Source organism: Streptomyces sp. NBC_01006, assembly GCF_045162725.1.
Taxonomy (GTDB): domain Bacteria; phylum Actinomycetota; class Actinomycetes; order Streptomycetales; family Streptomycetaceae; genus Streptomyces.
Map to the genome: position 1 here is coordinate 1,720,001 of NZ_CP108700.1, position 24,945 is coordinate 1,744,945.

Sequence of the window (24,945 nt, forward strand, 5' to 3'; positions counted from 1 at the left end):
CGGGCTCATCCTTCACCGCCGGAGCTTTCAACCCCCGCCCATGCAGGCAGGAGTATTATCCGGTATTAGACCCCGTTTCCAGGGCTTGTCCCAGAGTGAAGGGCAGATTGCCCACGTGTTACTCACCCGTTCGCCACTAATCCACCCCGAAGGGCTTCATCGTTCGACTTGCATGTGTTAAGCACGCCGCCAGCGTTCGTCCTGAGCCAGGATCAAACTCTCCATGAATGTTTACCGGTAATCCGGTACACACACTTAGAGCGGGTCAGTCATGTCGGAATATGACCGACTGACCACTGCGTCCTCGCTGTGTTGTTGCCTGCAAGCATCACCCGAAGGCGACCTCACAGGTCTTTTTCAAAGGAACCTCATCCACCGAAGTGGACGGGGTATCAACTTCTGGCGTTGATTTTTGGCACGCTGTTGAGTTCTCAAGGAACGGACGCTTCCTTTGTACTCACCCTCTCAGGCTTTCCTCCGGGCTTTCGTTCTTTCGTTCTTGCGTTTCCGACTCTATCAGAGTCAGTTCCGCTCGCTTTCCAGGTCGTTCACTTTCGCGTTTTCCCTTTCCAGCGATTCCGACTCTATCAGGGCTTTTCCGGCTCCTTGACCACTCACTCGATTTACCGGGAAGGCAATACGAAGAGCAGCACGGATCAAGACCAGCACTGAAGAGGAGGAGTCCCGTCCATCGGTTGTTCGCGAGAAGTTCACGCGGCACGTCCTGGCGGGAGTCACGACAGTACAGGGCCCGTGGTGCCCAAGCAAATCGATTCAGGCGTATGGTCTAGTCCACTACGTCGTCGCGGTCGCGCGTCGTGCCCTCCGGCAGGGGGTGCACATCGAGTGAACCGGGACATGTCGTGACATACCCTTCTGAAAGTACGTCGTCACAGCACGGGTTGTGACGACGACACGTAGAAGCACCACCCCTGGGAGGCCCCCCATGACCAGCGTGACGTCCCCACTTGCCGGGCAGGCCATCGGACTCGCGGCAGTGCCCGATCCGGTGTTCTCCGGCGCAATGGTGGGTCCGGGCACCGCTATTGACCCCGTGCGCGAGCCGTCGGAGGCGGTGGCCCCCGTCGACGGTGTGGTCGTCTCCCTGCACCCGCACGCGTACGTCGTCGTCGACGGCGAAGGGCACGGCGTACTCACCCACCTCGGGATCGACACCGTTCAGCTCAACGGCGAGGGCTTCGAGCTGCTCGTCAACAAGGGCGACACCGTGACCCGTGGGCAGGCCGTCATCCGTTGGAACCCGCAGGCCGTCGAGGACGCCGGCAAGTCTCCGATCTGCCCCGTCGTGGCGCTGGAGGCGACCCCGGACTCCCTGGGCGATGTCGTCGAGTCCGGAGACGTGAAGGTCGACGACGCCCTGTTCAGCTGGCAGTGACCTCGTCCGCCTGCACGGGCGGGTCGGACATCCACCGCGGCGGCTGGGCCCGCCGCTCAATCGGAGACGGGTGAAATGGAGACAACGCTGCGAGGCGTCGGCGTGAGCCACGGTGTGGCGATCGGCGAGGTGCGGCACATGGGCACGGCGGTTCTGGAGCCGCCGGCCAAGCAGATCACCGCGGACGAGGCGGAGCGCGAACAGGGGCGCGCCCGCAAGGCCGTGGAGGCTGTGTCCGCCGACCTGATCGCGCGCGGCCAGCTGGCAGGCGGCGAGGCCCAGCACGTGCTGGAGGCCCAGGCGATGATCGCCACAGACCCCGAGCTGATGGCGGACGTCGACCGGCGCATCGCCGTCGGCAGCACGGCCGAGCGCGGCGTGTACGACGCGTTCGCCTCGTACCGCGACCTGCTCGCGGGGGCCGGGGAGTACATGGCCGGCCGAGTGGCCGACCTGGACGACGTCCGGAATCGCATCGTGGCGCGGCTGCTGGGCGTGCCGATGCCGGGTGTGCCGGACAGCGACGAGCCGTACGTGCTGATCGCGAGGGACCTGGCCCCCGCCGACACCGCGCTGCTCGACCCGGCGCTCGTCCTCGGCTTCGTCACCGAGGAGGGCGGCCCGACCAGCCACAGCGCGATCCTCGCGCGGGCGCTGGGCGTGCCGGCGATCGTGGCGCTGCCGGGTGCCGGTGAGATCGCCGAGGGTACGGTCATCGCCGTCGACGGCAGCACCGGTGACCTGTTCGTCGAGCCCACCGCCGAGAAGCGGGCCGAGCTGGAGGCCGCGGCCGCCGAGCGCAAGGCCGCTCTCGCGTCCTCGTCCGGTCCGGGTGCGACCTCCGACGGTCACAAGGTGCCGCTGCTGGCCAACGTCGGCGGTCCGGCGGACGTGCCTGCGGCCGTGGAGGCCGGGGCGGAGGGTGTGGGCCTGTTCCGCACCGAGTTCCTGTTCCTGGACGACAGCAAGAAGGCGCCGTCCGAGGAGAAGCAGATCGAGTCGTACCGCAAGGTGCTCGAAGCCTTCCCCGAGGGTCGCGTCGTCGTACGTGTCCTGGATGCCGGCGCCGACAAGCCGCTGGACTTCCTGACTCCGGCCGACGAGCCGAACCCGGCGCTGGGCGTGCGCGGTCTGCGGTCGCTGCTGGACCACCCGGACGTGCTGCGTACGCAGCTGACCGCGCTGGCCAAGTCGGCCCAGGGCCTGCCGGTCCACCTGGAGGTCATGGCTCCGATGGTGGCCGACCGGACCGACGCGAAGGCGTTCGCGGACGCGTGCCGCGAGGCCGGGCTGCAGGCGAAGTTCGGCGCGATGGTGGAGATCCCCTCCGCCGCGCTCCGGGCGCGCTCGATCCTCCAGGAGGTCGAGTTCCTGTCGCTGGGCACGAACGACCTGGCGCAGTACGCGTTCGCCGCGGACCGTCAGGTCGGTGCGGTGTCGCGGCTCCAGGACCCGTGGCAGCCGGCGCTGCTCGACCTGATCGCCATGTCGGCCGAGGCCGCCAGGGCGGAGGGCAAGAGCTGCGGTGTCTGTGGTGAGGCCGCTTCCGACCCGCTGCTGGCCTGTGTGCTGACGGGTCTGGGTGTCACCTCTCTCTCGATGGGTGCCGCTTCGATTCCCTACGTGCGGGCGACGCTCGCCAAGTACACGCTGGCCCAGTGCGAGCGCGCGGCGGCCGCGGCGCGTGCGGCGGACAGCGCCGAGGAGGCCCGCGTGGCTGCCCAGGCGGTGCTGTCCGGCGAGTAGCCGAGCAGGGTGGTGTCGATCGAGGGGCCTTCGCCGGTGGCGGGGGCCCCTCGGTCGTGTCCGGTCGTGTCCGGTCGTGTCCTCCTTGGGTCAGTGGTTCGGGGTGGGGTCGTCCACCTCGTAGCCGGGGCAGTATTCGACGCCGGACTCGGGGGCCACGGGGTCCCCGGTGTCGGCGTCCGTGCAGTAGGCGTTGAACACGGCCGCCGCGGAGAGCGGGACCAGGCGGCCGCGGTCCAGGCGCCAGCCGTGGACCCGGTCGCCGAGGCCCTCGATGGTGCTGCGCAGCACCAGGCCCCCGGGACCGCCGAGGGCGAGGCCGGCGGCGAGAACGGTCACGAAGTCGAGTCCTTCGCGGCCCTCGATGCGCGGCGGACCGTCCCGGTCCGGGTCGACCTCGGCGTGCAGGACGGCGACGAGCTGTTCGTCCTGGGTCGGGACGCTGCAGACGAGGTGGTGGTGTCCCGGCCCGGCGCCGTCGACGAGGCGGGTGAGCGCCCCGCTCGCCCGGGTGAAGGAGGCGTGGCCGATGTCCTCGCCGCAGTCGGCGCAGCTGCCGACGCCGGCGAGCAGGGTGGTGGCGTACTCCCAGGTGGCCTGGCGGACGGCCTCGTCGACGAGGAGCGGGACGAGCTCGTCGATGGGCTGGCCGGTGTACGGCAGTAGGGCCCCGGCGCCGGCCAGTTCGGCCGTGAAGCGCGTACGGGCCCCGGCGGTGTCCGGGTCGATGCCGTGTTCCCTGCAGAACTCGGCGTACTCGTCGGGGTCGAAGAGGGCGACGGTGGTGTGGATGCCCTGAGCCGCGAGGGACCGGAGCAGGCCGTCGACGTGGCGGAGGTAGTCGCTGTAGTCGTCGTGGTGGTCGAAGGTGAAGCTGCGGTAGTCGCGCATGGCCGCGAAGTCCCCGGCGTCGGCCAGGAGGCCGACGGTGCTGGGGACTTCGCGGCGCAGCATGCGGCGCCGGGTGGTGCGGCCACCGGCCTGCGGGGCCTTTGCGGCCCTCCCGGTGGTCCGGCTGGTGTCGTGGCGTGTCCGTGGCATGGCTCCCCCTGAGTGACGCATTCGATTGCTCACTCACAGTAACCGTGACCACTGACAGTGACCTCAGTCGCGCGTGCGCGTACGGGCGAGCTCCTCGTAGAAGTGCAGGAGTTCGAGGTTGTCGACCGAGCCCGGGTTGACCGCCTTCGCCAGCGGCGTGCCCTGGAGGAGGCGCTTGACCGGGACCTCGATGCGCTTGCCCGTCAGGGTGTGCGGGATGGCCGGCACCTCGATGACCTCGTCGGGGACGTGGCGCGGGGAGAGCTCCTCGCGGATCGTGGCCTTGATCCGGCCGCGGAGGTCGTCGTCGAGGGTCGCGCCGGGTGCGAGGTGGACGAACAGCGGCATCCAGTAGCCCCCGTTGGGCTCCTCCAGGCCGATGACCAGGGACTCTTTGATCTCGGGAAGGCGTTCGACGGCCTCGTAGATATCGGCGGAGCCCATCCGGACGCCCTGCCGGTTGAGGGTGGAGTCGGAGCGGCCGTGGATGACGACGGAGCCGTGGTCGGTGATCGTGATCCAGTCCCCGTGGCGCCAGACGCCGGGGAACATCTCGAAGTAGCTGTCGCGGTAGCGACTGCCGTCCGGGTCGTTCCAGAAGTGGATCGGCATGGAGGGCATCGGGTTGGTGACGACCAGCTCGCCGACCTCCCCGATCAGCGGCTTGCCGGACGGGTCCCAGGACTGGAGGTCGGTGCCGAGGCAGGCGGCCTGGAGCTCGCCGATGTGGACGGGGAGGGTGGGGACGGCGCCGGCGAAGCAGCTGCAGACGTCGGTGCCGCCGCTGACGGAGGCGATCCAGAGGTCTTCCGCCACCTCGTCGTGCAGCCAGCGGAAGCCGTCGGGCGGCAGCGGGGAGCCCGTGGTCGCCACGCACTTCACGGCGGAGAGGTCGAAGTCCCGGCCGGGGTGGACCTCCGCCTTGCGGCAGGCCATGACGTACGCGGCGGAGGTCCCGTACAGGGTGGCCCCGGTCCGCTCGGCGATCCGCCACTGGGCCCCGGTGTCGGGATAGCCCGGGCTCCCGTCGTACAGGACGACCGTCGTCCCGGTGAGCAGGCCGGAGACGAGGAAGTTCCACATCATCCAGCCGGTGGAGGTGTACCAGAAGAACCGGTCCTCGGGACCGAGGTCGCAGTGCAGGCCGAGCTGCTTCAGGTGCTCCAGGAGGATGCCGCCCTGGGACTGCACGATCGCCTTCGGCAGGCCCGTCGTACCGGAGGAGTAGAGCACCCAGAGCGGGTGGTCGAACGGGACCGGCTCGAAGACGGGCTCGGCGGCGCCGGAGATCAGGTCCGCCCAGGCGACGGCGCCTTCGGGGGCCTCCGTGCCGAGCAGCGGGATGTGGACGACGGCGCGCAGCGAGGGGAGCTCGGCGCGCAGTTCGGCGACGGCGTCGCGGCGGTCGTGCTCCTTGCCGCCGTAGCGGTAGCCGTCGACGGTGAACAGGACGACCGGCTCGACCTGCTGGAAGCGGTCGAGGACGCTGCGGGCGCCGAAGTCGGGGGCGCAGGAGGTCCACACGGCGCCGACGGCGGCGGTGGCGAGGAGCGCGGTGACGGCCTCGGGGATGTTGGGGAGGTAGCCGCTCACCCGGTCGCCGGGGCGTACGCCGAGGGCGCGCAGCTCGGCGGCGAGTGCGCCGACCTGGCGGCGGAGCTCGGCCCAGGTGACGGGGGTGGCCTCGTGGGTCTCGTCCACGTACAGCAGCGCGGCGTCGTCCGCGCGCGCCGGGTCCTCGGCGGCGCGCAGGGCGTGCTCGGCGTAGTTGAGGGTGGCGCCGGGGAACCAGCGCGCGCCGGGCATGGAGCGGTCCGCGAGGACGGATTCGTACGGGGTGGTGAAGCGGACGTCGAACCACTCGGCGACGGCCTGCCAGAAGGTGTCGAGCTCGTCGACGGACCAGCTGTGCAGTGCGGGGTAGCCGCCGTCCGCGGGGGCTCCGAAGCGCTCTGCGGCCCAGGCCTGGAAGGCGGTGATGCGGGCCGCGGCGATCCGGTCGGGGCCCGGGGACCAGAGGGGTTCCGGCGGGGTGGCTGAGGTCATGGGTCGGCTCCCGGTCAAGTCTGCGGCTCGCGCGTCGTGTGCGTGATGTGTGCGTGGCGTGCGTACGGCGCCCCCGCGCGGTGGGTGTGCGCGGCGGCTCACAGGGACCATGCCATGTGATCCACCTCCGCACCAGGGGCCTCTTGGACGAGTGAACGGAAGTTGAACGCCGCCCGCTCGCCGGGCGGCCGGTGGCAGGGTGAGCAGCATGAACGGTCGTGATCTGGTGCGTGCGGTGAAGGAAATCGGTACGGAGCGCGGGCGGCGCGCGTGGCGCTCGGCCCTGCGCAACCGGCGCGCGGACGCGGTGGGGCTCCCGCGCCGGGGCGCGGAGCGGGCCCGCGTGCCGGGTCTGCTGACCGGTACGGAAGCACGGCCGGGCGGCGGGGTGCTCAAGTTCACGCGCTCGGAGCTGCTGGTACGGGTCACGGCCGGCGGTGCGGTGTTCTGGGGCTGGGACGGGGCCGGGCCGACCCCCTCGTACGCGCTGGTCGGCAGCGGGCCGGAGCCCGATCCGCGGGCCGTGCTGGAGCCGGACACCGGCGGCGGTTGGCGGGTGGTCTCGGAGCGGGTGACGGTGGCGGTGTCCCGGCACGGGGCGATCGAGGTCCGTACGCCCGGCGGGACGGTGCTGCGCCGGGAGCTGCCGCCGCGTTGGTGGGAGCCGGTCCAGCCTGTCGCCGGGGAGCCGGTCGAGTCGCGGTGGCTCCAGCGGGCGGAGGTGCCGGCGGACGCGCGGTTCTTCGGGCTGGGCGGGCGGGCCGGCGGTCCGCGGCTGCGCGACGGGGTGTACCGGCTGTGGAACACGGACCCCAAGGGCGGCTTCGGGCCCGGTGACGATCCGCTGTACATCACGATGCCCGTGCAGATGGTGGTCGCGGACGCGGGTACCCACCTGGTGTTCCACGACAACTCCTGGGACGGCCGGGTGGCGCTGCGCGAGGGCGAGGAGGGCGCCGGCTCGGGGGCGGACCGGCCGGGGGCGAGCGAGCTGCGCATGGAGGGCGGGCCGCTGCGCTGCTGGGTGCTGGTGGGAACGCCGGCGCGGGTGCTGCAGGGCTGGTCGGGGCTGACCGGCGGGGCCGCCGTACCGCCCGAATGGGCGCTCGGCTACCAGCACGCGCGGTGGGGGTTCGGGAGCGCGCAGGAGGTGCGGCGGGTGGTGTCGGGCTACACCGCGCGCGGGCTCCCGCTGTCGGGCGTGCACCTGGACATCGACCACTACGACGAGCACCGTGTCTTCACGGTGGACAAGGAGCGGTTCCCCGATCTGCCGGGGCTGGCGCGGGAGCTGGCGGAGCAGGGCGTACGGCTCGTGTCGATCGTCGACCCGGCGGTGAAGGCGGGCGACGCCGTCCACGAGGCGGGCCGTGCGGTGGGGGCGGGCGGGGCCTTCGTACGGGACGCCCGGGGGCAGGAGGTGCGGGGCGAGGTCTGGCCCGGCGAGTGCGCGTACCCGGACTTCACGGATCCGGCGGTGCGCACCTGGTGGGGCGGGCTGTACGCGGAGCGGCTGGAGCAGGGCTTCGCCGGGGTGTGGCACGACATGAACGAGCCGGTGTCCTTCGCCCCCTTCGGGGACATGACGCTGCCCCGTTCGGCGCGGCACTCGATGGACGGGGCGGGCGGGGACCACCGGGCCGCGCACAACGTGTACGCGCTCGGGATGGCGCGGGCGGGCTGGGAGGGGCTGGTCCGGCTGCGGCCCGCGGAGCGGCCGTTCCTGTTCTCCCGGTCGGGGTGGGCGGGGATGCAGAGGTACGGGGGCACCTGGTCCGGGGACGTGGAGACCGGCTGGGAGGGGCTGCGGGCCTCGCTGGCGCTGGTGCTGGGGCTCGGCCTGTGCGGGGTGCCGTACTCGGGCCCGGACGTGGGCGGTTTCGGGGGCTCGCCCTCGCCGGAGCTGTATCTGCGGTGGCTCCAGCTGGGGTCGTACCTGCCGCTGTTCCGGACCCACTCGGCGATCTGGGCCGGGCGGCGGGAGCCGTGGGAGTTCGGGCCGGAGGTGGAGGAGGCGGCGCGGGCCGTACTGGCGGAGCGGGAGCGGCTGCGGCCGTACTTCCTGACGCTGGCCCAGCTGGCGCGCCGGACCGGGGCCCCGTACGTGCGGCCGCTGTGGTGGGGGGCGCCGGAGGACCGGGCGCTGCGGGACTGCGAGGACGCGTTCCTGCTCGGCGACGCGCTGCTGGTGGCGCCGGTGCTGGAGTGCGGGGCGGACCGGCGGGCGGTCCGGCTGCCGCGGGGGCGCTGGTACGACACCGCGACGGGGACGGCGTACGAGGGCCCCGGACAGGTCCTGCTGGACGCCCCGCAGGGGCGGATCCCGGTGCTGGCCCGGGCGGGCTCGGTGCTGCCGGTCCGCCGGGCCGGTGAAGGCGGGGTGGCGTTGGAGGCGTGGGCTCCGGCCCGGGGGCGTACGGGCGGCGGGGTGGTGATCCGGGACCCGGGGCCGGGGTTCGAGGCGGGCGGGGTCGAGCGGTACGCGGTGCGGTGGGTGGAGGACGCGGTGGTGGTGGAGAACGAAGCCGGCGAGCCGGTCGAGGGGGTGGAGGTACGGGGGCTCGGGCTCGGGGCCGCGCAAGGCGTTCCGGGGCGGCTCTAGGAGCGTTCCAGGCGGCCGGGGGACCCTGCCCCTGCGCGCGGACCGGCCGCGCCGCCGTCGGAACCGTCGGTCAGGGGGTCAGTGGTGGTCTGGGCGAATCCGGCCGGCAGTCGTCCGCGCCGCCGGGACATCGCGCCGGGGTCCGAGGTCGTGGGCGCCTGCCAGCTGCTCCTGGCGTGGGGGCTGCTCGTCGCGGCGCGGCAGGCGTCGCCGGTCGCGTCCCTGGTGGTGTTCGGGGTCGGGTCGGTCGCCGCGGTGGCGGTGGGGTTCCTGCACGGGCTGCTTCTCGTCAAGCCGGTGGCGGTACTGGGGCGGCTGACGGCCCGTCTGACGGCGTGGCCGGAGCCGGTGGCGGTCCTGGTCATGACGGTGCCGGTCTCGGCGCCGCCGGCCCTGCTGGCCCACGGGTGGCTGAGCGGCCACCTGGCGTCGGCTCCCGGCTTCGGAGTGGTCTGGGCGAGCGCGGCGGCGAGCGCGGTGCTCCCGATGGTCGCGGGGGCTTGTCTGCGGGTCCGGCCGGTGCCGTTGCGCGCGCTGTGGGCGCGCGGTCTGGCCGTGACGGCAGTGGTGGCTGTGGCGGCGGTGGCCATGGCGGACTTCGTCCTGCCGTCGGGGGCGTGAGGTGCGGGCGCGCGAGCCGCATGGGCGTGAGCGCGGGTGCGAGCCGGGTCGCCCGGCGTCAGCCGGTGTAGCGGCCCGCGAACCAGGCTGCCGTGGCGCGGGTGTGGAGGGGGAAGGCCAGCTCCGTCGGGGTGCGCAGGACGTGCCAGCCCGAGGTCTCGTCCGTCGGGGCCGACGGCGGCAGGGATGCCGTCGGGCGCGGCGGCAGCAGCCCGAAGAGCAGCAGGTGGCCCGCCGGGGAGCTCATCGCGTCGGCCAGGGCCACCTCCGAGGCCGGGGCGCGGATGCCCGTCTCCTCGCGCAGCTCGCGGACGACCGCGTCGCGCCAGTCCTCGCCGAAGTCGATGAAACCGCCGGGCAGGGCGATGCCCCCGAGGGCCGGCTCGATGGTGCGGGTGATCACGACCAGCCCGGTGCCCGCCTCGTCCTCGACCGGGAGCAGCGTGATGGCCACCGGCAGGGGGTTGCGGTACGTGACGGCCCCGCACGAGGCGCACGTACGGGGCCAGGAGGTCGTGTCGAACAGCGATCCGCAGGTGGAGCAGTGCGAGTCCCTCTGCTGTGCCGGCATGCGGCGATCGTATGCCAAGGGGCATGGGGGCGCTCTCGGTTGTGCGAGTTCGGCTTTCCGGTCCCTGTCGTCCCCATCCGGCCGTGAGTACCGTGCCCGCATGACTTTCGCTTCGTACGAGGAGTTCTGGCCCTACTACGTCGCCCAGCACTCCCGCGCCGCCACCCGCTGGATCCACCTCACCGGCACGCTGACCGGGCTCGCCCTCACCGCGTACGGCCTGGCGCGGGGCCGGAAGCGGTTTCTCGCCGCGCTGCCCCTGATCGGGTACGGGACGGCCTGGCCGGCGCATTTCCTGGTCGAGGGGAACAACCCGGCCACCTTCGGGCATCCGGCCTGGTCGTTGCGCGGGGACGCGCAGATGATCCGGATGATGCTGGCCGGGCGCGACGCGGAGCTGGGGGCGATCGCACAGAAGTGGCTTGCCGAGAACCCGTGCCAGGACTGCCCGCCCGTGACAGACTTCTGACGATCCATCAGATTTCTGTGACCGGCTGGGGAGGGGTTCCCTTGGGACGTACACGTACACCCGTCGTGAGCGGGTGGTTCACCGAGGACGGACCGGAGGAGGGCGGCGGCTTCCGGCTGCTCGGCACCCGGTGTTCCGCCTGCGCCGCGGTGTTCTTCCCGCGCGAGGACGCGTACTGCCGCAATCCGCACTGCCCCGGCGACGGCCTGCTCGCCGAGGTGCCGCTGTCCCCGCGGGGCCGGGTGTGGTCCTACACCGACGGGCGGTACCGGCCGCCCGCGCCGTACGTGTCCGACGCGGACGCGCCCTGGGAGCCGTACTCCCTGGTCGCGGTGGAGCTGGAGGCCGAGGGGATGGTCGTGCTCGGGCAGACGGTCCCCGGGGTCACCGTCGCCGATCTGGCGGTCGGGATGGAGGTCGAGGTGGTCGGCGGCGTGCTGAACGAGGACCCGGACACCGGGACCGTCTGGACCACCTGGCGGTTCAAGCCGGCGGGAGGCGCCGCGTGAGCGCCGACATCGCCGTCCTCGGGGCCGGTATGCACCCCTGGGGCAAGTGGGGCCGCAGCTTCGTCGAGTACGGACGGGCCGCGGCCCGGACCGCGCTCGCCGACGCCGGGCTGGAGTGGGCCGACGTCCAGTCGATCGTCGGCGCCGACACCGTGCGCTCCGGGTACCCCGGCTACGTGGCCGGCGCGACCTTCGCCCAGGCCCTCGGCTGGCAGGGCGCGCGGGTGACCAGCGTGTACGCGGCCTGCGCCTCCGGGGCCCAGGCCATCGGGGCGGCGCGGGCGCAGATCCTGGCCGGGCTGGCCGACGTCGTCCTGGTCGTCGGCGCGGACGCGGCGCCCAAGGGGTTCTTCGCCCCGGCCGGCGGGGACCGGCCGGACGATCCGGACTGGCTGCGGTTCCGCGTCCTGGGCGCCACGAACCCGGCGTACTTCGCCCTCTACGCGCGCCGCCGGATGGCCGTGTACGGCGACACGCTCGACGATTTCGCGCAGGTGAAGGTGAAGAACGCCGCGGCCGGCGCCCTGAACCCGCTCGCCCGGTACCGCAAGCCCGTCACGGCCGAAGAGGTCGCGGACTCGGCGGTCGTCGCCGATCCGCTGCGGCTGCTCGACATCTGCGCCACCTCGGACGGGGGCGCGGCCCTGGTCCTGAGCAGCATGGACTTCGCGCGCTCGCGCGGGGTCGCCGATCCGGTGCGGATCCGGGCGGTGTCGACGGTGACGCCGACGTATCCCCGTACGGTCCTCGACCTCCCGGACATCGCCACGGACTCGGTGACCGCCGTACGGCCGGCGCCGGGCTCGTTCCGGGCGTCGATCGCGCGGGCCGCGTACGAGGAGGCCGGGCTCGGGCCCGGGGACCTCTCGCTCGCCGAGGTGTACGACCTGTCCACCGCCCTGGAGCTGGAGTGGTACGAGGACATCGGCCTGTGCGCCGAGGGCGAGGGGGCCAAGCTCGTACGGGAGGGCGCGACGGCGCTCGGCGGGCGGGTGCCGGTGAACACCAGCGGCGGACTGGCCTCCTTCGGGGAGGCGGTGCCGGCGCAGGCCATCGCCCAGGTGTGCGAGCTGACCTGGCAACTGCGCGGCACGGCCGGGGACCGGCAGGTGCCGGGGGCCCGGGCGGGGATCACCGCGAACCAGGGGCTGTTCGGGCACGGATCGGCCGTCGTCGCGGTGCGGTGAGGGCCCGTGGCCGGGGGCGGGGACGGAGGCGGCCACGTGACGCCGGCGGCTACGCCGGGGTGACGGCGGCCGGCCGGGTGCGGACCCTGAACAGGTGCTGTCGTCCGAACGCTTGACGACCCCCGGAGGCAGGTTCACACTCGCTCCACAGCCTCCCGCCGCGTACGACGCCGCGGCCGGGGCCCCCGTCCCCCCATGAGAGCCGCGGCCCGTACCCCAGTCGGCGGGGGTACGGGCCGCCTCCTGTGCGCCGGGGGCTCGGAGGGTGCCTCCTAGCTCCCCGCGGTCAGGCTCCGGCGGCGGGCCCGCGCCAGCGACATCGCGTGTTCCACCACCCCCACCAGCACGTCCTTGACGGACTCCCGGTCCCGGGCGTCGCACAGCAGGACCGGCACCTCGGGATCGAGGTCGAGCGCCTCCCGTACGGTCACCACCGGGTGGCGTTCGGCGCCGTCGAAGCAGTTGACGGCGACCGTGAACGGGATCCCCCGCCGCTCGAAGTAGTCGACTGCGGCGAAGCAGTCGGCGAGGCGGCGGGTGTCGGCGAGGACCACGGCGCCGAGCGCGCCCTGGGCCAGCTCGTCCCACAGGAACCAGAACCGGTCCTGTCCGGGCGTGCCGAACAGGTACAGCACCAGGTCCTCGCGCAGCGTGATGCGACCGAAGTCCATCGCCACGGTGGTGGTGCTCTTGCCCTCCACTCCCCCGGTGTCGTCGATGCCGACGCCCGGCTCGGACAGCAGTTCCTCGGTCCGCAGCGGTCTGATCTCGCTCACCGCACTGACCAGGGTGGTCTTGCCCACCCCGAAGCCGCCCGCGACCAGGATCTTCAGGGTCAGCGGCTCGACCGGTGACACGGCATGCATGGCACCGGTGCGGCTAGAGCGCCCGAAGGCCATCGATCACCTCACGCAGAATGGATTCATCGGGCAGTTCGGCCGGGGGTACCGGCCGGTTCACATGGACCAGTTCCTCATCGGCCAGGTCGCCGATCAGGACCCGTACGACCCCGACCGCGAGGTCGAGTTCGGCCGCGAGTTCGGCGACCGACTGCGGCCGCTCCCGGCACAGTCCGAGGATGTGGGAGTGCTCCGGGGACAGGGTCAGGTCCCAGACCGGATCGTCGGCCGCCGGTTCGGCGACGACGAGCGCGATCAGGTCGAGCCGGTGCTGGCCGGCGTGGCTGGTCCGGCCGCGGGTCATGGCGTACGGGCGCACGACGGGGCCGGCCTCGTCGTCGAACCAGTGCGGGTGGGCGGGGTCGTACGGCCGGCCCGGATCGTTCTCGGCCGGATGGTTCTGGCCTGGATCGCTCATGCCGTCCGCCTCACCCTCCGGCTGGCAGCCCGGAGCGGGGAGCGGTCGCCAGGTGGTCGCCTACCCGCTTGACCATGAGGGTCATCTCGTACGCGACCTGCCCGACGTCGGAGTCGGCGTCGGAGAGCACGGCCAGGCAGCTGCCGTCCCCGGCGGCCATGACGAAGAGGAAGGCCTCGTCCAGCTCGACCACGGTCTGGCGGACGCTGCCGGACTCGAAGTGGCGGCCGACGCCCTTGGCCAGGCTGTGGAAGCCGGAGGCCACGGCGGCCAGGTGCTCGCTGTCCTCGCGGGTCAGGTCCTTCGAGCTGCCCGTGGGCAGGCCGTCGCCGGAGAGGACCACGGCCTTGCGGATGCTGCCGACCCGGTCGACGAGCTCGTCGAGGAGCCAGTTGAGCGGACCGGAGCCGCGGCCCCGGGTGTCGTTGCCGGTCTGCGGTGCGGTCATCGACCGTCCCCCTCGTTCTCGTTTCCGGGACCTGTGGCGGCGGAAGTGCCTGCCCCGGTTCCGGACTGCTGCTGTGCCTGCTGGGTGCGGCCCGCCGTCCAGCCGCGCTGGAGTGCGGACATGCGCGTACGTACCTCTTCCGCGTCGCGGTGGACCACCTGGTCCGTGGCGGCTTCGGCGGGTGCGGCGGCCTGGGCGTTCTTCAGCTGGGGCGCCAGGTTGGCCTGGCGGACGCGCTTGGGCAGCCCGCCGGGGCCCGGGGCGGCCGGCTCCGGCTGCGCCGAGGTCTTCGGGACCGCGGTGACCGGGCGGGGCTCCACGCGGCGGCCGTGCTCGGCGACCAGCGTCGGGGTGGGCCTGCGGCGCGGCAGCGGCACGGCGCCGGGGGACCGGGTCCCGTCGGGGCGGGCGCCGCGGACCGGATCGGCGCGGTGGCTGTCCAGCCGGACCGGGCCGGTGGGGGCCAGCGGCTCCCGCTCGCGCTCCTGGCCGCCCTTGCGGTCGGTGTGCGCCCGGTCCGCCGGGCGGAGCCCCAGCAGGGCGCTGCGCGGGGTGCCGTTCGGCGGGGTCTCGTCGTCGAGGGTGGCCATGGCGGGGCGGCCGCCGACGCCGGTGAGCCCGGAGATCCCGGTGGTGATCTCGTCCAGGGCGGCCGGGTCGTCGAGGCCGAGCACGCCGAGCGGGGCTTCCAGTTCGACCGGGCCGCGCAGTTCGGGGGCGGCGAGGGAGCGGCCGGCCGGGGCGCGCTCCATGGCCGCCGGGGCGGGCCGGGCGGAGCCCTGGCCGTTCTTGGCTCCGAGGCCGGCCCGGGCGCCCTTGCCGTCTCCGAGGCGCAGGCCGGTGCCGTTGGTCTCGGGGGCCTCGGTGAGCAGGGCCGCCGGGAGGAACACCACGGCGGTGGTGCCGCCGTACGGGCTGGGCTGGAGGACGACCTTGACGCCGTGGCGCTGGGCGAGGCGGCTGACGACGAACAGGCCGAGGCGGTCGGTGTCGGAGAGCTCGAACTCGGGGGTCTCGGCGAGGCGGAGGTTCGCGTCGAGCAGCGCTTCCGGGTTCATGCCGAGGCCGCGGTCGTGGATTTCGAGGGTGAAGCCGTTGGCCACGCGTTCGCCGTGCACCTGGACGGCGGTGTGCGGCGGGGAGAACACGGTGGCGTTCTCCAGGAGTTCGGCGACGAGGTGGGTGACGTCGGCGACGGCGGGGCCGGCTATGCCGAGCCGCGGCAGCCTGCGTACCTCGATGCGCTCGTAGTCCTCGACCTCGGCGACGGCGGCCCGTACGACGTCCATGAGCTGGACGGGCTTGCGCCACTGGCGGGAGGGGGCCGCGCCGGAGAGGATCACGAGGCCCTCGGCGTGGCGGCGCATGCGGGTGGTCATGTGGTCGAGGCGGAAGAGGTCGGCGAGCTCCTCGGTGTCCTCGGTGCGCCGCTCCATGGTGTCGAGCAGGGTCAGCTGGCGGTGGAGCAGGACCTGGTTGCGGCGGGCGAGGTTGACGAACACCTCGGAGACGCCCCGGCGGAGCTCGGCCTGCTTGACGGCGGCCTCGACGGCGGCGCGCTGGAGGGTGTTGAGGGCTTGGCCGACCTGGCCGACCTCGTCCTTCTCGTACTCCAGGCGCGGGGCCTCGGTCTCGACGTCCACGTGTTCGCCGGCGGCGAGGCGGCGCATGACGGCGGGCAGCCGGACGCCGGAGACCTCGTGGGCCTCCTTGCGGAGCCGGGACAGGTCGCGGACCAGGTCTCGGCCGATGCGCACGGAGAGGACGACGGAGAAGACGAGGGCGATGAAGCCGAGGACGCCGGCGATGGCCGCCTGGACGAGGACGTCCATGGCGACGGGTTCGACGCGCTTCTGGTAGCGGTCACCGGCGGCGGTGCCCATGACGGCGAGGTCGTCGAGGACCTTGTTCGCGGCCTCGTCCCACTGGGCGGCGGTGATGCGCGGGTTCTTGCCGGAGCCGCCGGTGATGAACCGCTCCTCGGCGTCGCGCAGTGGTTTGCTCTCGGCGCCGCCCCAGTACTGCTCGAACTGCTCGCGGTCGTCGGCGGGGAGGATCGCGAGGTTGAACTCGTAGAGCAGGGCGCGGTTGGCGGCGAAGTCGGAGACGTGCCGGACGTCCGCGGGGGTGACGTTGCGGGCGGCGAGGGCGGCCGCGACGACGGCGTCCTCGCGGGAGAGCGTCTCGCGGGCGCGGGTGACGCCGACCAGGGCGCGGCCCTGCTTGTCCATCTCCACGTTCTCCAGGGCGTGGAGGTTGAGGAGGAAGTCGTAGCAGGGGTCGACGAGGCGGCTGTAGAGCTCCAGCGCCTGGTTCGGGTCGAGGGTGTTCTGGTCGACGGAGCGGCGCAGTGCGCCGATGCCGTGGAAGGCGTCGAGGATGGAGTCGAGGCGCTGGGCGGCCTCCGGGGCGAGCTCGTCGGAGACTTCGGGGTCCTTGGCGTTCTTGCCGATGCGGTCGACGAGTTCGTCGGTGGCGGCGCGGCGCTTGGCGAGTTCGGCGGTGGCGGTGGAGGCGCGGGGGTCGCCGAGGACGACGAGGGTCTGGCGGCGTTCCTTCTGGATGACGCGGACGACGTCCTCGACGGGGTAGCCGACCTTGTCGATGACATAGGCCACGTCGAGGAGTTCGAGGGCCTGGCGGCCGGTGAGCACGGTCGCGAAGCCCCAGAGGGCGGTGAGGGAGACGAGCGGCACAAGGAGCAACGCCACGATCTTCCGGCGGATGGACTTCCCGCGAAAGCGCATGGCCTCCCCAGCCTCCCCCAGCTCAACCCCGTTGTCGGGGGTCGGTGTTCCGTCATTTAAACGGCGTGAGCCTACTACTGCCGGGGAGCGGCTTCGAAGGCGTGTCCGGACGTTTTCGGCCGGGCGTCAAGGCGTAGATCACCAGTTGTCCGACACATCCGGTCAAGAGCGGCCCGTTATGTGGCAGATGACACTTGGTGGGGTGTCAGTTCCCGCAACCGAATGGATGGCTGGAATTCTTCGTTCCGGGATGGGCAGGTGCTGGGGAGAAGTCCGGTGGATACGGGAATCTCTCGGCGGTGTCGAACGTCTAGCTGGTTGAGGGGACGGGGCAGGGGGAGCGTGCGATGGGGATGTACGAGGAAGACGGAGCCATGGTGGGCGCGCGGGGGCGGTCGCTGTGGGAGGAGGAGCCGGCCCGTCGGCGCCGGATGCCGGATCCGGTGCGGGATTCGGCGGTGCGGGCGGTGCTGATCGTGGCCGTCACGCTGACCGGGGCGACGGTCGCCTTCTTCCTGATGGTGACCGGCTCCTGGCTGGCCCTCCCGATCGCGCTCTGCGCGATAGCGGGGACGGTCGTGGCCACCTGGGGCGTACTGGACGTGCTGATCACCCGGCAGATGTGGAACCAGCGGTACGGGGTGGTGTCCGAGCCGAGCAGCACGGCCCGGGACCGTCGGCGCGAGCGGCGCCGGGCCCGCCGGGACGCCCGCCGGGAGGCCCGCCCGGAGCCGGGCGCCGGGACGGGCCGAATACCGCGGGGCGGCGGCGAGGCCCCGGGCCCCCGGCCGGCCGCGTGGCCGCCGCCGGGCGCGGACCGGCGCTACCGGGCGGGCTGAGACCGGGGCTGACACCCGTGCGGGCCCGCCGGGAGGGCCGGGGCTGCGGTCAGGAAACGGTCGCGGAGCGGCGGAACATGCGGGTCGCCGTGATCTCTCCGTGGATGGTCTCCTCCTCCGGGGACTGCTGGGGCAGGCCCGGGCGCAGGTGCTCCTCGACGCTGATGTACTTCAGGCCCGCCCGCAGGTCCGCGTCGTTGCGCAGCCGGATGACCAGCGGGAACTCGGCGAGGGCCGTGGTGTCGAACAGGCCGGTCGTGTAAAGGAGCTGGACGCCGAGCGCGTCCGAGACGGCCCGCTGGAGTTCCAGCAGGTACGTGGCGTTCGCGCGCCCGATCGGGTTGTCGAGGAAGAGCGTGCCCGCGTGGCGGTGCTTGTCGCGGCCCCGGTCGTTGCTGCGCAGCGCCGCCATCGTGCAGTACAGCGCGATCGCGGCGGTCAGCAGCTGGCCGCCGGAGAACACATCGCCCATCTGGCCCACCGGGACGCGCTCGGCGCGCAGCACCGCGTCCGGCTTCAGGATCTCGACCGAGATGCCCTTGGGCTCCAGGGCCGCCTGCACTCCGCGGAGCAGCAGGGACATGCCGTCGCGGCGGCCCTCGCCGAAGGAGGCGCTGCTGTTCTTCTTCACGGCAGTGCGGGTCGCCTCGTCGATGACCTCGCCGAGGCGCTCCGTGAGGGTGGCCTGGTCCGGCTCCTCGAAGCGGATGCGCAGGAACTCCTGGCCCGACCACTCCCCCAGGCCCTCGGGGAGCTGGGAGAGCCGCTGGGCGGAGCGCAGGGTGGCCAGGGCGGACTCCACCAGTCCGCGCAGCCGGTCGACGATGCTGTCGCGATTGCGCTCCAGCTGGGCCAGCTCGTCGGTGAGGACGCGCAGCCGGGGCGCGAAGGCCGCCGCCCAGGCGGCGGCGTGCTCGGGCAGGGCGGAGGCGGGCAGTTCGCGGATCTGCTGGCGCGCGGGGGTGCGTACCTGCTCGTAGCGGTTGGCGTTGGCGTGGCGGACCAGGATGTCGCTCGCCTCGCGCACCGCCGACTCGGCGGCCGAGAGGTCGGCCGCGCAGCCGCGCAGGGAGCGGCGGGCCTCGGCGGCGGACTGCCGGGCCTCCTCCAGCGTGCCCGGGTGGGCGCCCGGCTCCTGCTCGTCGTCCTGGTGGGTGTGGTCGCGCAGCAGGTCCCGCAGCATCGCCGCGGTCTCGTCGAAGCCCCCGGCGCCGTCCTCGGCGGTGCGGTGGGCGCGCAGCAGGTCGGCGTGGGCGGCCCGGGCGGTCTCGACGGCCGCGGTGTGCGCGGCGAGCTGGGCGGTGGCGGTGCGCAGGAGGGCCTGGGCCTGCTCGACGTCGCCGGGGATCAGGTCCTCGGGCAGGTCGGTGTGGGCCTCGCCCTCGGCGGGGGCGTGCCGTTCGGCCTCGCCGCGGAGCCGGCCGAGCTGCTCGCTGGCGACCTGCGCGCGTGTCTCCAGCATCTGCACGAGGGACTCGGCGCGGGCGGCGGCCGCCTGCCGGGAGGGCCCGTCGGCGCCGTCGGTGCCTTCGAGGAGCTGGGCGGCCCGGGTGCGGACCTTGTTGGTGAGCCGGTCGAGTTCGGCGAGGGCGGCGCTCTCGTCGCTCTCGGCGCGGGCCTGTTCGGCGCGCAGGTCGGCGCCGACGCCGACCTTCTCGTACAGCCGGGAGGCGGCCCGGTAGGCCTCGCGCAGATCGGGCAGGGGCGCCTTGGCGGTCCCGTCCTCCTCGGGCAGGGCCTCGGGGGCGCCGGCGATCTCGGTGCGCTCGGCGCGCAGCGCGCGGGCGGTGCGGCGGGCGTCGTCGGCGGCGCGCTGGGCGGCGCGGCGGTCCTCGTCCGCGGCGCGGGCCCGGTCCAGGCAGACCTCGGCGCGGGCCTCGGATTCGGCGGCGTCGTCGGCGAGTTCACGGACCTTGGCCTGCCAGCCGGCGCGTTCGCGCAGCCGGAAGGCGAGCCCGGCCAGCGCGTCGGCGGCGCGGCGCGCCCGCTGGGCGGCGTCCTGGCGCTCGTCGCGGACGCGGGCGGCGTCGGCGGCGGCCTCGTCGGCCTCGGCGCGTACGGTACGGGCCTCCGCGAGCTCGGCGTCGGCCTCCTCGGCGAACGCGCGGGCAGCCTCGGCCTGCTGCGCGAGCTCGGCGAGACGGCCGGGCGGGCAGCCGGTGCGCCAGGAGGCGAGGCGGGCGGCGAGTTCGCGGTCCCCGGCGAGGCGGGCGGCCAGGTCCCGGATCTCGGTGTCGCGGGCGGTGGCCCGGGTGCGCAGCGCCTGGCGCTCCTCGTCGGCGGCGTGCTCGTCGTGCATGGCCGGGTTCGGCGGTACGAGGAACACCCCCGTTTCGGAGTGATCGGCGGGCGGCACCGGTGCCAGCAGGGCGGCGGCCGTACCGACGGCGACGGTGGAGCGGGGCAGCAGGGCGGCGCCGGAGAGGACCTCGCGGGCCCGGGCGTGGGTGTCGGGGTCGGTGATGACGACGCCGTCGACGAGCTCGGGGCGGGCCGCGAGGACGGCGGCGTGGTCGGCCGGGTCCACGGACTGGGCGAGGTAGCGCCAGCCGGGCAGGGCCGGAATGCCGTGTTCGCCGAGGTACTCGACGGTGGCGAGTACGTCGGGGCCGGGCGGCAGCAGTCCGCCGTCGCCGAGCGCGCCGAGGATGCGGGCGTCGTCGGCGGCGGCGGTGCGCAGCTCGAACAGTTGCCGCTCGGCCGCCCCGACTCCGTGGGTGAGCATCTCGCGCAGCTCGTCGGCGTTCCGGTCGAGGTCCGCGACCGTGAGCCCACCGCCCGCGTCGGCCGCCCCGGCGGAGCCGGCGGTTCCCGTCGGGCCGGTCGGCGTGCCGGATGCGGCGGGGGTGCCCGTGCGCGGGTGCGGGAGGAAGGCTTCGGGGACCGGCGGGAGGCCCAGGAGCTCCGCGAGGCGGGGGGAGGCGGCCAGGGAGCCGGCCGCCCGGTGCTCGGCGTCGTGCGCGGCCTCGGCCGCGTCGGCGGCGTCCGCCGCACGGGCGGCAGTGAGTTCGGCGCGGGACTCCGCGGCGGCGGCCTCGCGGGCGGCGTCGGCGGTGGTGCGGGCGGCCTCGCGGGACTCGTCCCAGGCGGCGACGGCGGTCTTCTCCGCGTCGGAGGCGGCCAGGGCCGCCCGCGCCGGGTCCGCGTCGGGCGCCGAGTCGTCGAGCCAGCCGGCCCGTACGGCCTCGGCCGTCTCCTGCTGGACCTCGGCGAGCCGGGCCCGCAGGTGTTCGGCCTCGCTGCGGGCCCGCTGGGCCGCCGTGGCGGCGGCGGTGGCATCGCGGTGGGCCGCCTCGCCCGCCTCCTGGAGGCCGGCGGAGCGCTCCTCCTCCTCGTTGGCGACTCGCTCCCCGTCCTCGGCGGCCGTGTGCAGGGCCCGTACGAGCGCGGCGGCGGCCGTGGCGCGGGCGGCCAGCGCCGGGGCGGCGTCCCGCTCGGCCTCCAGGATCGCGGCGGCGACCCGGGCGGAGCGGTCGGCGGCGGCGCGGTGGCGCAGCACGATCTCGGCGGCCTGCCACGCGGAGTGCAGGGTGCGGGCTTCGAGGAGCTCGCGGCGCTGGGCGGCGGCGGCCTTGTCGGCGACGGTCAGCGCGAGCGAGGCGTGCCGGTAGGCGAGTTCGGCGGAGACGGCGGCGCTGCGGGAGCGCGCGGACTCGGCGGAGGTGACCCCGTGGGCGGCGGCGGTGACCCGCTGTGCGAGGTCGGCGGCGCGGCCGCGCTCCTCGCCGGCGCGGGCGGACAGCCGCCGGGCGAGGGTGCGCGTACGGCGCTCGGCGCCCGCGTGGACGTCGCGGAGCCGGGAGCGGGTCTCGGCGGCCTCGACGATCTTGGTCAGGAGGTCCACCGAGCCGGCCGTGAACTCCCGTTCGGCCATCAGCTCGGCGCGGCGGCCGAGCTTGTTGCCGAAGCCGTGGACCAGGTCGGCGAGGCCCTCGGTGTCGCGGGTGTCGGTGACGGCGCGCAGCAGCAGGTCGGTGAAGTCGGAGTCCTTCTTGACCGCGAAGAGGCCGGCGGCCTCGCCCTCGTCGGCGTTCATCTCGCGCTGGTAGCGGAAGAGCTCGGGGTCGAGGCCGAGCTCGGTGAGGTGCTCGTTCCAGCGGTCGTGGATCTCCTCGAAGTACACCTCCAGGTGCGGGTACGCCTTGCCGGCCTCGGTGAGGGCGTCGCGGAAGCCCTTCATCGTGCGGCGGCGGCCCCGGGCGCCGGAGGCGCCTTCGACGGACGGTCGGACGGCGGTGGCCTCGGCGACGGGGAGGTTGTCCAGGCTCAGGCCCGGGCCGGGGCGGAAGGAGTACCAGGCCTCGGCGAACTTGCGCGGGTCGTTGGAGACCTGGCGGCCGCGCCATTCGCTGACCTTGCCGACGACCACGCACTCGCCGGTCTGGGTGTGCTGCCACTCCAGGGCCACGTGGCCGCAGTCGTCGGCGAGCAGGAACTTGCGCAGGACGCCGGAGCTGGCGCCGCCGAGGGTGTTGCGGTGGCCGGGGAGCATCACCGAGAAGATCAGCTTGAGCAGGACGGACTTGCCGCCGCCGTTCTCCAGGAAGAGCACGCCCGCGGGCGCCGGGCGGCGCGGCGGGCCGGTGGGCTCGTCCTCGAAGAACTCCGCCTGTGCGGGCGCCGGATGGGGCACCGGCTCGCCGACTCCGCGCAGGTCGAGCACGGTGTCGGCGTAGCGCGCACCGGCGGGCCCGATGGAGTAGAGGCGGATCCGGGACAGCTCGTACATGGCGGCGGACTCTCGTGAATTCTCGGTACGGAGGGCAGGTCGGGCGGCGGTGCTCGGCGGCGGGACTCAGGCGTGGAAGGGCAGGCCGGCGTCGGCGGCGAGCTCCAGGTCGTCGCCCTCGGGCGGCGGCAGGAGGCTGGCGGAGCCGTCGCTGACGGGGACCACGCCGAGTTCCAGGAGCTCGGCCATGGCCGCGCTGCCCGCCATGTCGCGGACCTGGAGCTGGTAGCGGGGGGTGGTGCGGTAGGTACCGCCGGCGTCGTCGCCGGTGCGCTGCAGGAACCCGGAGTCGGTGAGGAACGCGGCGGCCTTGCCGACGATGCCGGTGGTGGAACCGGCCAGGCGGCGGGCATCCTTGGTGGCGCCGGTCGCACTGCGGCGGGCGTAGACGCGCCAGGCGGCTTCGAGGCCGGGGGCGTCGGTGGCCGGGTCGGTGTTCTCGCCGAGCTCCTCGGCGCGCTCCTCCAGGCGGCGGCAGGTCTGCCGGACGAAGGCGTCGACCCCGTTGACGGTGATACGGCCGATGTAGCCGTCGTCGGCGAGGTCCTCGGGGCGGGGGAAGGCCAGGGCCGCGACGGCGAGGTGGGCGAGGCCGTGCAGGAACCGGTCGGCGGAGTCGGCGGTGGTACGGCGGGCGTAGTCGCCCATCCGGACGGCGAAGACGGAGTCCTCGCCGGCGGCGACGGCCATGCCGGCGCGCGGGGACACCTCCAGGACGACGAGGCCGAGGCCGGTGGCGACGGCGTCGGCGAGGCGGCCGAAGGCCGGGTCTTCGCGGTAGCGGCGCAGCAGTTCGGCGTACTCGGCGTCGCGGGCCGGGAGCAGCTTGGGCTGGAGCCCGAAGGCGACGAGCCGGGCCGCGTCCGCGGCATCGGCGGGGGTGACGGCCGCCGGCGCGACGGGCCCCCCGAAGGCGGGCGCGACGAAGGCGGGCGCCACGGAGGCGGGCGCGACGGAGGCCGACGGCGCGTCGGCCTCGCTCCACGCGGGGTTCTCGGCGTGGTGGTCGCTCACGGGTACTGCCTCTCGTGGTGTGCGGTGGTTGCGGCGGCGGGCCGGTGCTCTTCCCGGGCCGGCGCCTTCCCGCTGTGCTGGATCATGCTGCGCGTCCCGGCGCCGGTCCGCGGGCGCGGGCGGAGCCGTCGGCCGGGGGTCATGCCGCCTCCGTGCGGTCCGCGGCCATCGCGGCCGCGTCCAGGAGGGCCGTGCCGACGATCAGGTCCGCGCCGCCGAACTCCGGATCGTCGAGCTGCGTGCCGTCGTCCACGGCGAAGAGCAGCCGCTCCTCGCCCTGGCGGTACGCCGTGCCGACGGCCGGGCTCGCTGCGTGGACGGCCAGCAGGGCCACCAGGTACGGCAGGTCCGGGTCGCTGCGCCGGGCCTGCGCCAGCAGGCCCGAGAGCCGGCGCGGGGCGTCGTGCGGCAGGTCCAGGAGCTCCATCGCGGCGGCGAGCTGCTCCTCGCTGAACCGGCTGTCGTCCGGCGTCGCGATGAGGTCCGGCTCCGGCATCTCCACGCCGAGGTGCTCGCGCTCCACCGGCGGCGTCAGCAGTATCTCGACCAGGTCGGCGACGCGCACCGAGACCGGGGTCCGCAGCCCGACCGCCGACGCGAAGAAGGCGTCGGTGACCCGGGAGGCCTGCGCCAGCGGCAGCGGCAGCACGGGCGCCACGAGCTGCGCGTACAGGTCGATCCCGGAGCGCGGCGCCGGGGCCGCGAAGGCCTGCCGGTCCTGCTCGGCGCGGAACAGCGGGCCCGCGTCCAGGAGCCTCGACTGGAGCTGGGTGTGGCGGCGGATGCAGTCCTTGACGATGTCGACGAGCTCGGCGGCGCGCCGCTTGTTGTCGGCCGTCTTCGAATCAAACACAGCCTCGGCCTCGTCGCGCGCCCGGCGGATGTTCGTCAGGATCGCGTTCTCGTGCCGGTAGCGGTCGGCGACGTGGTCGAGTGCCTCCTCGATCATGTCCGGCACCGACTGCAACCAGTCCACCGCCCGCACGTTGCGCCGGGTCGCGTCCAGCGTGCGGCGCAGGGTCTCCGCGTACTGCACCGTGCGGTACCTGGCCTGCTCGGCGGCGAGCTGGGCGTCGGCCAGCCGGCCCCGGCTGATCAGGACCTCCAGCTTCACCTCGGCGGCGATCTGCGCGCTGGTGACGTCCGTGTCGAGGGCGCCGACCAGCACGTTGACGGCCTCGTCCGTCGTACGGAGGTAGACCGCCCCGCCGTAGCCGGGGACCTCTTCGATCAGCTTGAAGTCGTAGTCCCGGCGGACGTACACCCCGTCGGGGCCGAACGTGCCGTAGATCGCGCGGAAGCCCCGGTCGACGCTGCCTACGTTGATCAGGTTCTCCAGCACCCAGCGGGCCACCCGCTCGTGCTCGGCCGCCGGGCGGTGTGGTGCCTGCGCGGCGACGCGCGGCAGCAGACGGGCCACTATCTGCTCGTGGTCCGCGCCGGTGTCGAAGTCCATGTTGAGCGTGACCAGGTCGATCGCGGCGAGCGCGACCTCGGCCATCGCGTAGATCCCGTACTCGCCGGCGAGATTGGCCTTGCGTACGTCGAGGTCGTGCAGCGGGGCGGTGCAGGCGAGCGCGCGCAGCCGCCGGGCCAGGCCCTCGTCGGCAGCCGGGCCCGGCGCCGGGGACGGAAGGGTCTTCGCCGGGGCAGGGAGAGTCAC

The 24,945-nt window shown here is 73.9% G+C and carries 18 protein-coding genes and 1 rRNA gene (1 of these 19 running past the window's edge); 8 read left to right on the forward strand and 11 right to left on the reverse strand.

The window, feature by feature from the left end; all coding sequences use genetic code 11:
- Positions 1 to 228, reverse strand: a 16S ribosomal RNA gene (locus OG509_RS07715); it reaches 1,297 nt to the left of the window's first position.
- A 718-nt stretch (positions 229 to 946) separates the two neighbouring features.
- Here OG509_RS07715 and OG509_RS07720 point away from each other — a divergent pair.
- Positions 947 to 1,396, forward strand: coding sequence for a PTS glucose transporter subunit IIA (locus OG509_RS07720; protein ID WP_385591640.1), 450 nt, complete (start codon positions 947 to 949; stop codon positions 1,394 to 1,396).
- A 75-nt stretch (positions 1,397 to 1,471) separates the two neighbouring features.
- The gene (gene ptsP, locus OG509_RS07725) at positions 1,472 to 3,142 is read left to right on the forward strand and encodes a phosphoenolpyruvate--protein phosphotransferase (RefSeq protein WP_406181196.1); all 1,671 of its coding nucleotides are present in this window, start codon (positions 1,472 to 1,474) and stop codon (positions 3,140 to 3,142) included.
- 90 nt (positions 3,143 to 3,232) lie between these two features.
- Here the strand turns inward: ptsP and OG509_RS07730 are convergent, their stop codons facing one another.
- The gene (locus tag OG509_RS07730; protein WP_406181198.1) at positions 3,233 to 4,183 is read right to left on the reverse strand and encodes a hypothetical protein; all 951 of its coding nucleotides are present in this window, start codon (positions 4,181 to 4,183) and stop codon (positions 3,233 to 3,235) included.
- Between the two features lie 63 nt (positions 4,184 to 4,246).
- Positions 4,247 to 6,229, reverse strand: a complete 1,983-nt coding sequence (locus OG509_RS07735) for an acetoacetate--CoA ligase (RefSeq protein ID WP_406181200.1) — start codon at positions 6,227 to 6,229, stop codon at positions 4,247 to 4,249.
- Between the two features lie 208 nt (positions 6,230 to 6,437).
- Here OG509_RS07735 and OG509_RS07740 point away from each other — a divergent pair, with 208 nt between their 5' ends.
- Positions 6,438 to 8,831, forward strand: a complete 2,394-nt coding sequence (locus OG509_RS07740; RefSeq protein ID WP_406181202.1) for a glycoside hydrolase family 31 protein — start codon at positions 6,438 to 6,440, stop codon at positions 8,829 to 8,831.
- Between the two features lie 84 nt (positions 8,832 to 8,915).
- Positions 8,916 to 9,452, forward strand: coding sequence for a hypothetical protein (locus OG509_RS07745; RefSeq protein WP_406181204.1), 537 nt, complete (start codon positions 8,916 to 8,918; stop codon positions 9,450 to 9,452).
- Between the two features lie 58 nt (positions 9,453 to 9,510).
- Here the strand turns inward: OG509_RS07745 and OG509_RS07750 are convergent, their stop codons facing one another.
- The gene (locus OG509_RS07750; protein ID WP_406181205.1) at positions 9,511 to 10,023 is read right to left on the reverse strand and encodes an NUDIX domain-containing protein; all 513 of its coding nucleotides are present in this window, start codon (positions 10,021 to 10,023) and stop codon (positions 9,511 to 9,513) included.
- Positions 10,024 to 10,123: 100 nt separating this feature from the next.
- Between OG509_RS07750 and OG509_RS07755 the strand changes: the two genes are divergently transcribed.
- Genes OG509_RS07755 through OG509_RS07765 form a run of 3 tightly spaced genes read left to right on the forward strand, consistent with a single transcriptional unit; the run spans position 10,124 to position 12,188 of the window.
- The gene (locus OG509_RS07755; RefSeq protein ID WP_406181206.1) at positions 10,124 to 10,492 is read left to right on the forward strand and encodes an Mpo1-like protein; all 369 of its coding nucleotides are present in this window, start codon (positions 10,124 to 10,126) and stop codon (positions 10,490 to 10,492) included.
- Between the two features lie 41 nt (positions 10,493 to 10,533).
- A complete protein-coding gene (locus OG509_RS07760; protein ID WP_406181207.1) occupies positions 10,534 to 11,001 on the forward strand; it encodes a Zn-ribbon domain-containing OB-fold protein in 468 nt (155 codons plus the stop codon).
- Positions 10,998 to 12,188: a lipid-transfer protein gene (locus OG509_RS07765; protein WP_406181209.1), complete on the forward strand. Its 1,191-nt coding sequence runs from the start codon at positions 10,998 to 11,000 to the stop codon at positions 12,186 to 12,188. The genes OG509_RS07760 and OG509_RS07765 overlap by 4 nt, the downstream gene beginning before the upstream one ends.
- A gap of 272 nt (positions 12,189 to 12,460) precedes the next feature.
- On the opposite strand, the gene OG509_RS07770 is transcribed toward OG509_RS07765, so the two are convergent.
- From OG509_RS07770 to OG509_RS07785, 4 genes are read right to left on the reverse strand one after another with little or no spacing between them, the layout of a single operon-like run.
- Positions 12,461 to 13,087: an ATP/GTP-binding protein gene (locus OG509_RS07770; protein WP_385591571.1), complete on the reverse strand. Its 627-nt coding sequence runs from the start codon at positions 13,085 to 13,087 to the stop codon at positions 12,461 to 12,463.
- On the reverse strand, positions 13,068 to 13,505 hold the full coding sequence (locus OG509_RS07775; RefSeq protein WP_385591572.1) for a DUF742 domain-containing protein: 438 nt from the start codon (positions 13,503 to 13,505) through the stop codon (positions 13,068 to 13,070). Before OG509_RS07775 ends, OG509_RS07770 begins: the two co-directional genes overlap by 20 nt.
- A gap of 10 nt (positions 13,506 to 13,515) precedes the next feature.
- Positions 13,516 to 13,953 (reverse strand): roadblock/LC7 domain-containing protein, encoded by a 438-nt coding sequence (locus tag OG509_RS07780; RefSeq protein ID WP_030162639.1) that lies wholly within the window; start codon positions 13,951 to 13,953, stop codon positions 13,516 to 13,518.
- Positions 13,950 to 16,700 (reverse strand): nitrate- and nitrite sensing domain-containing protein, encoded by a 2,751-nt coding sequence (locus tag OG509_RS07785; RefSeq protein WP_406181212.1) that lies wholly within the window; start codon positions 16,698 to 16,700, stop codon positions 13,950 to 13,952. The genes OG509_RS07780 and OG509_RS07785 overlap by 4 nt, the downstream gene beginning before the upstream one ends.
- Positions 16,701 to 17,047: 347 nt before the next feature.
- Between OG509_RS07785 and OG509_RS07790 the strand changes: the two genes are divergently transcribed.
- Positions 17,048 to 17,539 (forward strand): hypothetical protein, encoded by a 492-nt coding sequence (locus tag OG509_RS07790; protein WP_406181214.1) that lies wholly within the window; start codon positions 17,048 to 17,050, stop codon positions 17,537 to 17,539.
- A 49-nt stretch (positions 17,540 to 17,588) separates the two neighbouring features.
- On the opposite strand, the gene OG509_RS07795 is transcribed toward OG509_RS07790, so the two are convergent.
- From OG509_RS07795 to OG509_RS07805, 3 genes are all read right to left on the reverse strand, one after another.
- On the reverse strand, positions 17,589 to 22,268 hold the full coding sequence (locus OG509_RS07795; RefSeq protein WP_406181215.1) for a hypothetical protein: 4,680 nt from the start codon (positions 22,266 to 22,268) through the stop codon (positions 17,589 to 17,591).
- 66 nt (positions 22,269 to 22,334) lie between these two features.
- Positions 22,335 to 23,282 carry a hypothetical protein gene (locus OG509_RS07800; RefSeq protein ID WP_406181216.1) on the reverse strand — a complete coding sequence of 316 codons (948 nt, stop codon included), beginning with the start codon at positions 23,280 to 23,282 and terminating at the stop codon, positions 22,335 to 22,337.
- 139 nt (positions 23,283 to 23,421) lie between these two features.
- Positions 23,422 to 24,945 (reverse strand): hypothetical protein, encoded by a 1,524-nt coding sequence (locus tag OG509_RS07805; RefSeq protein ID WP_406181218.1) that lies wholly within the window; start codon positions 24,943 to 24,945, stop codon positions 23,422 to 23,424.